Annotated in this window: 9 protein-coding genes; 1 reads left to right on the plus strand and 8 read right to left on the minus strand. The window is 77.9% G+C overall.

The annotated features are described in order from the left end of the window. Window positions 1-22 precede the first annotated feature (22 nt). The 5 genes from VER05_RS06170 to VER05_RS06190 form a co-directional block, all read right to left on the minus strand. Window positions 23-1,474: a hypothetical protein gene (locus tag VER05_RS06170; protein ID WP_324844505.1), complete on the minus strand. Its 1,452-nt coding sequence runs from the start codon at window positions 1,472-1,474 to the stop codon at window positions 23-25. Beyond that, complete coding sequence (locus tag VER05_RS06175) at window positions 1,471-2,130, minus strand: hypothetical protein (protein ID WP_324844506.1); 660 nt, start codon at window positions 2,128-2,130, stop codon at window positions 1,471-1,473. Before VER05_RS06175 ends, VER05_RS06170 begins: the two co-directional genes overlap by 4 nt. Continuing rightward, complete coding sequence (locus tag VER05_RS06180; protein WP_324844507.1) at window positions 2,127-2,729, minus strand: hypothetical protein; 603 nt, start codon at window positions 2,727-2,729, stop codon at window positions 2,127-2,129. The genes VER05_RS06175 and VER05_RS06180 overlap by 4 nt, the downstream gene beginning before the upstream one ends. Continuing rightward, window positions 2,726-3,355, minus strand: coding sequence for a hypothetical protein (locus tag VER05_RS06185; protein ID WP_324844508.1), 630 nt, complete (start codon window positions 3,353-3,355; stop codon window positions 2,726-2,728). Before VER05_RS06185 ends, VER05_RS06180 begins: the two co-directional genes overlap by 4 nt. Window positions 3,356-3,489: 134 nt before the next feature. Next, complete coding sequence (locus tag VER05_RS06190) at window positions 3,490-4,143, minus strand: hypothetical protein (protein WP_324844509.1); 654 nt, start codon at window positions 4,141-4,143, stop codon at window positions 3,490-3,492. A gap of 369 nt (window positions 4,144-4,512) precedes the next feature. Between VER05_RS06190 and VER05_RS06195 the strand changes: the two genes are divergently transcribed. Continuing rightward, the gene (locus tag VER05_RS06195) at window positions 4,513-7,011 is read left to right on the plus strand and encodes a helix-turn-helix transcriptional regulator (protein ID WP_324844510.1); all 2,499 of its coding nucleotides are present in this window, start codon (window positions 4,513-4,515) and stop codon (window positions 7,009-7,011) included. 37 nt (window positions 7,012-7,048) lie between these two features. Here the strand turns inward: VER05_RS06195 and VER05_RS06200 are convergent, their stop codons facing one another. The 3 genes from VER05_RS06200 to VER05_RS06210 all read right to left on the minus strand — a co-directional run. Next, window positions 7,049-7,618, minus strand: a complete 570-nt coding sequence (locus VER05_RS06200; protein WP_414647563.1) for a DUF5063 domain-containing protein — start codon at window positions 7,616-7,618, stop codon at window positions 7,049-7,051. A gap of 207 nt (window positions 7,619-7,825) precedes the next feature. Next, on the minus strand, window positions 7,826-8,425 hold the full coding sequence (recR, locus tag VER05_RS06205; protein WP_147794914.1) for a recombination mediator RecR: 600 nt from the start codon (window positions 8,423-8,425) through the stop codon (window positions 7,826-7,828). A 345-nt stretch (window positions 8,426-8,770) separates the two neighbouring features. Continuing rightward, window positions 8,771-10,204, minus strand: a 1,434-nt coding sequence (locus tag VER05_RS06210) for an HNH endonuclease signature motif containing protein (protein WP_324844511.1), incomplete at its 5' end; no start/stop codon positions are given.

Below are 10,204 nucleotides of genomic sequence, written 5' to 3' on the forward strand. Positions count from 1 at the left end.
CCGCGGGGCGCCGGGTGCCGGCTCACTGCGCCGCCTCCGTCCCGGGCAGCACGAGCGCCGTGAGCGGCTGCGCGCTCGCGATCCCGATGCCCGTCGGCCGGAACGAGTCCCGCACGGTCCGGTAGGTGTTGCTGTTCCCGCCCTGCGTGGTGCCGCCCCAGAGCACGAGCGTGCCGTCGGCGCGGAGCGCCCCGCCGGTGTACCCGTGGCCCGACACGGCGACGACCTCGCCCAGCGCGGTCATCCGCGCGGGCTCGCGGATGTTGGTCGACGAGACGAGCCCCGTGCCCGGGTCGACCCCGCGGGCGTAGGAGTACCGCCCCCACACGTAGGCGTGGCCGTCGCTGCCGAGCACCAGCACGTAGTCCTCGGTCGGCGCGACGCGCACCGCGGTGACCCCGGCCGCCAGCGTGATCGCCGTCGGGGTGTTGTTCTGCGCGGTGGTGCCCGACGGGCGCCCGGTCCCCCACTCCACGGCGTTGCCCCAGGTGAGGAGCGTGCCGTCGGCGAGCACCGCCTGGCTGCCGTAGTAGTGGCCGGTCAGCCGCTGGAGCGTGCAGTCGTCCTCGGGCGAGCCCGCGACCACGCCGACCGCGGTGCACCCGCTCGTCACGTGGGCCGACAGGGCCGCCGACCGGGTCGGGCTCGTGGCGTTGGCGGTCGTGTTGTCGCCGGACGGGGCGCCGGCGTAGGCACCGGCCGCGTTGGCCCAGCCCCACCAGTACACGCCGTCGCCGCGGACCGCCCAGCCGTTCCAGACGCCGGCGCCGATCGAGTGCACGCCCGTGAGGATGCGGGCCGGCGTGCTGCTGCTGGTGGACGAGCCGCCCTGGCCCGTCACGCCCCGGCCCTGCGGGTAGCCCCAGGTGTAGAGGTCGCCCGTGTCGGTGAGCGCCAGGAACACCGACGCGCTCGACACCAGGTCCACGACGGTGCCGGGGATCGCCACCTGGCCCGGCCGGTTGAACGGCACCGGCGACGCGGTGCGGCCCATGATGTTGTGCGACTGGTTGCCGCCCCAGGTGTAGACCCGGCCGTCGTCCGACAGCGCCGCCATGCCCGTGTAGTTCGCGTCCGTCGGGTAGTAGTTGTCGAGCGAGACGCCCGCGACCTTCACCGCGCGGCGCCGCCCGTCGGGGTGGTCGTCGGCGGGCAGCGTGACCAGGCTGATCGTGTCGGCGTGGCCCACGGACGCCACGCCGGTGCCGGACAGCCCGTTGCCGCGGTAGCCCCACACGGCGATCGTGCCGTCGTCCTGCAGCGCGGTGCCCGTGCCGGCCAGGTAGGTCGGCTGCGGGATGAACCGGGTGGTCGGCGCGGTGAAGACGTCGGTCACCGCGGTGGCGCGGTCGGTGTAGGCGGCGCTGGTCGCCCCGACGGCGGCGAGGCCGAGCACCGCGAGCACGGCGGCCGCCCCAGCGAGCGCGCGGCGGGGGTCGACGCCGGCGGGGCGGGTCGTGCGGGCGGGCCTCATGCGTCCTCCTCGGTCCGGCCCCGGCGGCGCGCGGCGAGCGCGAGCAGCCCGGCGGTGACGAGCGCCGGCGCGGCGAGCGCAGCCGCGGCCACGCGCGCGCCGGTGACCGCCAGCACGCCGGACGGGACGCCGCCAAGGCGGGGGTCGGGGTCGGCCGCCGCGGGCAGGTCCTGGGTGGCGACCAGCCCGAGCCGCAGCGTCAGGCCGACGCCCTGCAGCTCGTCGCCGGCGGTGGCGGGCAGCGAGGCGGTGGCGCGCACGGTGACGGGCTCCGCGCCGATCGTGCCCAGGTCGACCGGCGCCGCGGCGAGCTCCGCCGGGGTGCCCGCCGCGAGCACCCGGCCGGCCGCGTCCTCGAGCACGAGCCGCAGCCCGTCCGGCCCGGACGCGAGCGGACCGGTGCCCCCGTCGACCAGCAGGGTCAGGTCGGCCGGCCCGGCCGAGCCGGCCCGCGCGACGACCTCGAACGCCGTGCTGCGCCCGGGGTAGGGCACGTCCAGCCGTGCGGTGGCGGTGCCGCCCTCGACGAGCGGCACGGCGTCGGCCGCCGGCACGCCGGCCGCCGCGGGACCGGCCGCGGGTCCGGTCACCAGCAGCGCCGCCGCGCCCAGCGCGACCGCGGGCGGCAGCGCGCGCAGCGGTCCGGTGCTCCTCATGACGTGCTCCCGTCGAGCTGCAGGGCGACGACCATCGCGCGCCCGGAGTAGTAGGGGTTGCCGAGCGCCGCGGGCAGGGTCACCGACAGCCGGACGGTGCGCGGGACGCCGGTCTGCCAGCCGTCGACCGTCACGGGCGCCAGCTCGGCCGCCGGGACGCGGGTCAGCACCTCCTGGCCGTCGACGGTCACGGTGAACAGCCCGACGTCGTAGGGGTCCGCGCCGGGGCCGGACATCCCGGGGTCGGTCGGGAGCGCCGCGGTCCGGCCGTTGCGGACCGTGAGCGTGACCGGGCCGGTGGCCGGCGTGGTCGTCACGACGTCGACCTCGACCGCGGTGCTGCCGTCCGGCAGGGTCACCACCTGCTCGATGGTCAGCGGGTCGGGGTCGCCGGCGACGAGCGCGCCGCCCGACCCGACCAGCGCGAGGTCGTACGCCCCGCCCACCGGGTCGAGCGCGGCGGCGGCCGCGTCGGTGAACGCGGCGTGCGTGGCGACGGCGCCGGCGACGACGACGGCCAGCGCCGCGGCGCCCGCGGCGGCCAGGAGGGCCCGCGGCCGGGCTCGGCCCGGGGCGCGGTGCCGCGGGTCCCGGGTCACCGGCTCTCCCCCGCCACGACGAGCTGCACCGGCGTCCGGACGCCGGCCCACCGGTCGTCGCCCGTCACGGGCGTCGAGATCGCGACGTCGACGAGGCGGACCTCCGCCCGGTCGGGCGCGACCTCCCCGGGCAGGGCCGCGAGGACGGTCGACGCCGGGCCGTCGGCCAGGACCACGCCGCCCTCGGACAGCGTGGCGTGCAGGTGGTCGAACAGGTCGCCGCCAGGGCCGGCGGTGGGGTCCGCGGTCGGGTCGGCCGTCGGGTCGTCGGCGGGGCGGGCGCCGTCGCCGCCCGCTGCGAGCGACAGCACGACAGCGGCCGGCGCCCCGGACGCGTTGCGCACCGCCACCCGGAACCGCACGGGCTCCCCGGGGGCCGGCGTGTCGGTCGGCAGCGCGACGGTCCACGGCTCGTCGGCGGACCGCCAGTCGCCGTCCGCGGGCCGCCAGTCCGCGACGGCCCGGTTCGGGACCCCGCCGCGGTCCGCGGTGGCGGCCGTCTCGAGCGCGAACGTCACGCCGTCGAACCGCACCACGACGTCGTCGCGGGTCACCACCTGAGCCGCGGTCAGGCCGACCAGCAGGCACACCGGCAGCGCCAGGGCCGCCGCGCGTCGGTACCGCACGTCGCTCACCGCTCCTCCGGGGTCGTGTCGTCGGGTCTGGTCGTCAGTCCGGTCGTGGGGTCTGCGGGAGACCCCGGTGCGGACGCCGCCAGCAGGCGTCCGCACCGGACCGCACCAGGAGGCGCGGCGGCTCGTCAGATCGACGTGCCGTCGAGCACCGCCTGGACGTACGCGCCCTTGCCGGCCAGGGAGTTGTCGTCGTACGACGCGCCCGAGTCGGCCTGCGACAGCAGCCGGACGGTCAGCCGGACCGTGCTCGACTCCTGGGCCGCCAGGTCGTTCAGCGCGAGCGCCTGCACCTCGGCGAACGTCAGGTCGCTCGCCGAGACGGCCGCGGCGTCGAGCGAGGTCCCCGGCATGTGCACCGAGAACCGCACGCTCGCCAGGTAGTCGTCGTCGGTCACCCGGCCCTCGCCGGCGTCGTCCGCGAGCCGCACCAGGGTGAGCGCGAGCGACGAGTCGAAGTGCGCGGAGTCGTTGCGCACCGGGATGGTCACCTCGACCGGCGACGACCCGGGGAACAGCGACTCGGCGCCGTCCAGCGCGATCGGCACGCCCGCGGGCCCGTCGGCCTCCTGCCAGCCGGCGACGAACCGGCCGTCCGCGTCCGTGGCGCCGACCTGGATGTTGTACGTGCTGTCGGCGCCGCCGATGCCGTTCGCGCCGATGTTCAGCCGGGCGACGTCGGTGAAGGCCGCGGTGGTCAGCAGCGCGGCGACGCCCGCGAGGGCGCCCCAGGCGACCAGGCCCTTGCGGCGCCGGCGGCGGTCGGTGGTCTGCTCGGTCATGGTGTCCTCCGGGGTCGGTCCGTCCACCCCCTCGGGCCGGGGCGGTCGCTCGGCACCCGAGGGAAGTCGGCGCGCACCCCTCATTCGCGCCATTCAGGTGCTGCTCGTAGGTGCCCGACCTCGGCGCGACCACTCCGTAGGTGCTCGTCTCAGGTATCCCGGCGCAGGTCAGAGTGGTGCTCGCGGGTGCGTGCTCGCGTACGGCACCCGCCGCCCTCGCGTGCGCGCATGAGTGGCGACCATGCGGAGTTGGGTACGGATGGGTACGCAGTTGAGTGGCGCGCCCTACGCTGGCCCCGGGCGGTCACGGGCGGGCGCCGGGGTCGGCGCGTCGCGCACCGCGAGGGGGTGCAGCGGGGTGGGAGCGCAATGAGCGGCGGGGGCCGGGACGAGGCCCTGAGCGCGGTCCGGCGCTGGCTGGCCGCCGGGCGGGACGTGGTGCTGCGCGGCGAGCGCGGCATCGGCAAGTCCGCGACGCTGGAGGCCCTGCGCGCCGACCTGTCCGACCGCCGGCTGCCCGGCGTCCTGCTGCGCGCGACCGGCCCCGCGCCGTTCGCGGCGGTGCTGGACCACCCCTCGGCGCCCGCCCGGGTGCCCGACGAGACCGCGCTGACCGCCTGGCTGGCCGACGAGCTCGCGGCGCCGCGCAGCGTGCTGCTCCTGGACGACGTCGACCGGCTCGACGCGGGCAGCCTGCGCGTCGTGCAGCGCGTCCTGGTGCGCACCGGGTGCCGCCTCGTCGTCGCGACCACCGCCGACCTGCTGCGCACCCCGCCCGGCGGGCCGCGCGAGCTGCTGGTCGCCCGGGCGCCGGCCGAGGTGCGGGTCCCGCCGCTCGGGCTCGCCGCGCTCGGCGCCCTCGTGACGACCGTGCTGGGCGGCCCCGCGGACGCCGCGCTCACCTCCACCCTGCTCGCCCAGTCCGGCGGCAACCCCGGCGCCGCGGTCGCGCTGCTCACCGCCGCGCGCGCCACCGGGGCGCTGCGGCGCGACGACGGCCGGCACGTCGACGACGGCCGGCTGCTGGAGGTGCCGGCGGAGGCCGTCGCGGCGCTCTTCCTGGCCACCCTCGACCACACCCTGGTCGACGCCCTCGAGCGGCTCGCCGTCGTCGGGCCTGTGGCGCCCGCCGCGGCGGCCCGCCTGGTCGACCCCGACCTGCTGGACGACCTCGCGGACCAGGGCCGGGTCGTCGAGAACGAGGCCGGCGGCACCGACGCGCTGCTCGTCGTCGCCCCGCCCGCCCTCGCCCGCGCCCTGCGGGACCGCGTCGCGCCGCCCCACCGCCGCCGGCTGCTGGCCGCGGCCCGCGCCGTCGTCGGCGACGTCGTCGCCGTGGTCGAGCCCCCGCGCCCCGAGCTCACCGCCCTGCTCGCCCGGGACGCCGCCGGCAGCGCGGACTTCCTGCGCTGGAGCACCCAGGTCGCCGGCGTCGTGCACGAGCGCGCGGCCGCGGCGGAGGCCGCGGCGCAGGCGGCGTGGGCCGCCGACCCCCGGCTCGGCACCGCGACCGCCTACCTCGTGCTGCTGATGCGGCGACCGGCCCGCGACCAGATCGCCGCCGTGTTCCGGGACACCGCGCGCGCCCCGGCCGACACCGAGGACGACGAGCTGACGTTCCGGTACTACCGCACCCGCTGGGAGTCGTGGCGCGGCGACGACGACGGGCCCGTCCCCGCGCCCCCGGAGGACGGGCGCGGCCGGCTCACCGCGCTCGAGGACCTCAAGCAGCGCCTGGTCACCGCGATCCGCGACGGGGAGCCCCCCGAGGCGGTCGCCGCCGCCGACCCGCTGCCCGTCACCGCCGCCACGTTCCGCGGCGCTCCCGAGCTGCTCCGCGCCGCCGCCCTCCTCGAGGCCGGGCGCCCGGATCTCGCCCTGCGGGTGCTCGACCGCGCCGAGGCAGCCGACCGCGCGTCGGACCCCGACGCCGACGAGGTCCGGCACTACCGCGCGGCCCTGCGCGGCGAGTGCCTCGGCCTGCTCGATCGGCTCGACGAGGCCGAGCGGCACGAGCGCCTGCTGCTCAGCACCGCCTACGACGCCTACGACGCGTTCGGCATCCGCGTCCACGCCACGGTGCTGGCCGAGGTGCTCTGCTTCACCGGGGAGATCGAGGCCGCCTGGCGGGTGCTGAGCACGGCGCTGCGGCTCGGCCCCGCGGGACCCATCGAGACCACCTACTACCGGCGCGGGCTCGCGCTCGGGGCCGTGCTCCAGGTCGGCGCCGGGAACCTCGACCTCGCCCGGGCGCTGCTCGTGGAGCTCGAGAAGACCCCGCGGCTGTACCGGCCGCTGATCCGCTCGCTGCGCGTCGTCGGCGCCATCGCCGTGGCCGTGGCCGACGGCGACCGCGCGACCGGCGCCGAGATCGCCTGGCGCGCCGGGTCCTCCTACGCCGAGGCCGGGCTCCGGCAGCCCGCGCTGGTGACCTGGGCCTTCGCCCCGCCGCCGTTCACCGCCGAGCGCGCGGCGACCATCCGGGCCACCCGCCGGGGCGTGGTGCTCCCGCTGCTCGACCCCTACCTGGACCTGCAGCTCGCGCTCGCCGACGGCGACGAGGACGCCGCCGCCGCCGCGCTCCCCCGCGTCCAGCCCCGGGTCACCGGCGTGCTGGCCGCCGCCGCGCGCGAGCTGCTCGGGCTCGACGACGGCACCGCGGACGACCTCCCCCTGCCGGCGCGGGCCGAGCCGCTGTCGGACCGGGAGCGCGAGGTGGCGGCCCTCGGCCGGGACGGCCTCAGCAACCGGCAGATCGCGGAGCGGCTGCACCTGAGCGTGCGCACGGTGGAGAACCACATGAGCCGGGCGCTCCGGAAGCTGGGCTACCGGGCGCGGGGCGACCTGCGCCGGTGGACGGTCGGCTGAGCCGGCGGGACTGCCGGGGCCGCCGGGGCCGACCGGGTCAGGGCTGCAGCGCGTCGTACTCCGCCTCGGCGGCCACGTCGTCGTCGACGTCCAGCCGCAGGTGCGCCAGCAGCGTCTGCAGGGTGCGCAGCACGCTCGCGGCGCGCTCCCCCCAGGTCGACAGGTAGGAGAACTGCCACCACCACAGCGCCTCGAGCACGTGCCCGCGGTCGTGGTGCCGCAGCCCCTGCACCAGCGCGCCGGTCACGGCCACCAGATCGCCCGACAGCGTGGACGCGGTGACCTCCGCGCCGAGCACCGGGTCCACCACCTCGGCGTAGTCGTCCACGCCGTCCAGCACGTTGGCGAGCGCGGCCCGCAGCGGCTCGACGTCCGGGTCGGGGCCGACGTCCGGCTCGAACCGGTCGGTCGGGACCACGTCGACGATCGCGCCGAGCCGCGCGCCCACCGCCAGCACGTCCGACACGGCGAGCAGCAGCAGCGGGATCGCCGCGTCCGGGTTGCTCCCGGATGCCACCTCGGTGACCGTCGTCAGGAACGCCCGGCACTCCCGGGCCGTCGAGTCCCCGACCGCGCGCAGGTCGGCGGCCTCCGGGTCGAGCGCCAGGTCGTCCACCTGGGCCGAGTCGGTCGCCACGCGCAGGTCGTCCTCGGGTCGGGTCACGGGGGCCATGCTGCCCCTCCGGATCGCGACGCGCCCGCCGGCGGGCGCGACACGCGGGGGTCCATCGACCCGAGGGGACGAACCGGACAGCGGCGTCGCGTGGGGCCGTGGGGGCGCGGGGCGTCGTGCCTGCCGGTCCCGGCGGCGGCGTCAGGCGCTGATGCGGCGGCGGCCCTCGAAGGCCCGACCCAGCGTGACCTCGTCGGCGTACTCCAGGTCGCCGCCCACCGGCAGGCCCGACGCCAGCCGGCTGATGGTGAGGCCCATCGGCACGAGCAGGCGCGCGAGGTAGGTGGCGGTGGCCTCGCCCTCGACGTTCGGGTCCGTCGCGAGGATCACCTCGGTGACCGTGCCGTCGGCCAGCCGGGTCATCAGGTCCTTGATCCGCAGGTCGTCCGGGCCGACGCCCGCGATCGGGTTGATGGCCCCGCCGAGCACGTGGTACCTCCCACGGAACTCGCGGGTGCGCTCGATCGCCACCACGTCCTTCGGCTCCTCGACCACGCACAGCACGGCGGGCGACCGGCGCGGGTCGCGGCAGATCCGGCAGAGGTCCTCCTCCGCCACGTTGCCGCACTGCACGCAGAACCGGACCTTGGCCTTGACCTCGGTCAGCGCGTCGACCAGGCGGCGCACGTCCGTCGGGTCCGCCGCGAGGATGTGGAACGCGATCCGCTGCGCGCTCTTGGGACCGACGCCGGGCAGCCGCCCCAGCTCGTCGATCAGGTCCTGGACCGCGCCCTCGTACACAGCGCACAGCCTACGGCCCACCGCCGACAGGGGCGTCGGCGGAGCGCGCGCCGCGCGGGCGTCCGGGCGGTCGCCGGCGCTGTGGCACGGGGGACATCGGCCCGGCGGCCGTGGGCCCGGTGGCACGGGGGACATCGAGCCCGGCGGCCGTGAGCCCGGCGGGCATCTGCCCGGCGGCCATCGGTCCGGCGGCCATCGGTCCGGTGGCCGCCGACTCCGGAGCCGCCGAGTCGGCGGCCGTCGCTCGGCGCTCGTGGGCCCGGCGGCCGTCGCTCGGCGCTCGTGGGCCCGGCGGGCGTCGCCTCGTCGCCTTCGCGGCCGAGACCCGGGTCGTGGTCCGCTGCCTCAGAACGGGGGCGGCTCGTCGTAGGGGTCCGCCGTGGCGTCGTGGTTCTGCCCGGTGCCCGGGCGGGTCAGGTAGCGGTGCCCGGTCGGGGTGAGCCACTCGAACAGCCCGGGCTCGATCTGCCGCAGCCGGAACCCGCCGTCGGTCTTCAGCCGGTGGTGCCGGTGGCACAACGGCCCGAGGTTGTCCGCGTCGGTGCGGCCCAGGGCAGCGTCGGGGTCCGCGCCGGGCTGAGGGTGGAACTCCTCGGTGTGGTCGAGCTCGCAGCCGCAGGCCGGGCGGACGCAGCCGGGTGCGACGCAAGTGCCGTCGCGGGTGCGCACGAACTCGTCGAGGGCGGCGGGAGGTCGGTAGCGCTCGCGGCCGACGTCCAGCAGCCGGTGGGTGACCGGGTCGGTGACCACCCGCCGCCAGACCCCGCCGACCGCCAGGGCCCGGGCGCGGACCGCGTCGATGGGGCCGTGGCCGTCGAGGTCGGCCGGTTGGTCGTCCAGGCCGATGAGTGTGGACGCGTTGATGGTGATGCGGACCTCGGCGCCGGGGCGGCCGGAGCATCGGGTGCAGCCGCCGCGGACGGTGGTCGGCGCCGGGGTGAGCGCGGCCGGCGCCAGCGGCGCGGGGACCGGCACGGGAGCGGGGACCGCCGAGCCGCCGGTCGCGGGATCAGGGACCGGTGAGGGCCCGGTCACGGGACCAGGGACCGGTGAGGGCCCGGTCACGGGACCAGGGGCAGCCGAGGGTCCGAGCGCGGGACCGGGGATCGGCGACGCCTCGGGCGCGGGTGCAGCGTCCGGGCAGGCTGCCGTCACGGCGCTGTCGCCGGCGCCCGCGGCGCAGTCCGATCCGGTGGAGTCGAGCGGGACGATCGTGGCGGTCGGGATCGGGTCGACCGGCGGGCGGGGCGTCAGGCTGAAGGTGGTCGTGGTGAGGTCCTCCGCCGACCGGCGGGGCTTCGGCAGCACCGGCGCGGGCGGGTCGAGGTGGACCTCGAACGCCGGCCCGTCCGAGGGCGGCACGTCCCCGACCACCAGGTCGCGCAGGCCATCCGCCCGCAGCTGGTCCAGGGTCCGACCGTCACCGACCGCCTTCGCCGCGCGGGCCGCGTGGTCCAGGACCCCGTCGACCCGGGTCGCGTCCTCCGCCGCCAGCACCAGCCACATCGACGCCATCCCGTCCGCCTGCGCCCGCGGGTGCGTCACCCGGCGCGTGCAGCGGGCCCGCTCGTGCCGGTCCGCGGCGCCGTCAGGATCGGCCAATCGGATCTCGCGCTGCACCCGCTGCCGCAGCTCGGCCACCGAGCACTGGTCGGCGTCCGGCAGCACGGCGTCCTCCACCGCGTGCGCCACCTGGAACGACTGGTCGGTCAGCGCCGCGGCCAGCACCTCGGCCTTGGCGGCGTCGACGTGACCCGCCTCCAGCGCCTCCCCGGTCGC

Source organism: Cellulomonas sp. (assembly GCF_035634735.1).
Taxonomy (GTDB): domain Bacteria; phylum Actinomycetota; class Actinomycetes; order Actinomycetales; family Cellulomonadaceae; genus Cellulomonas.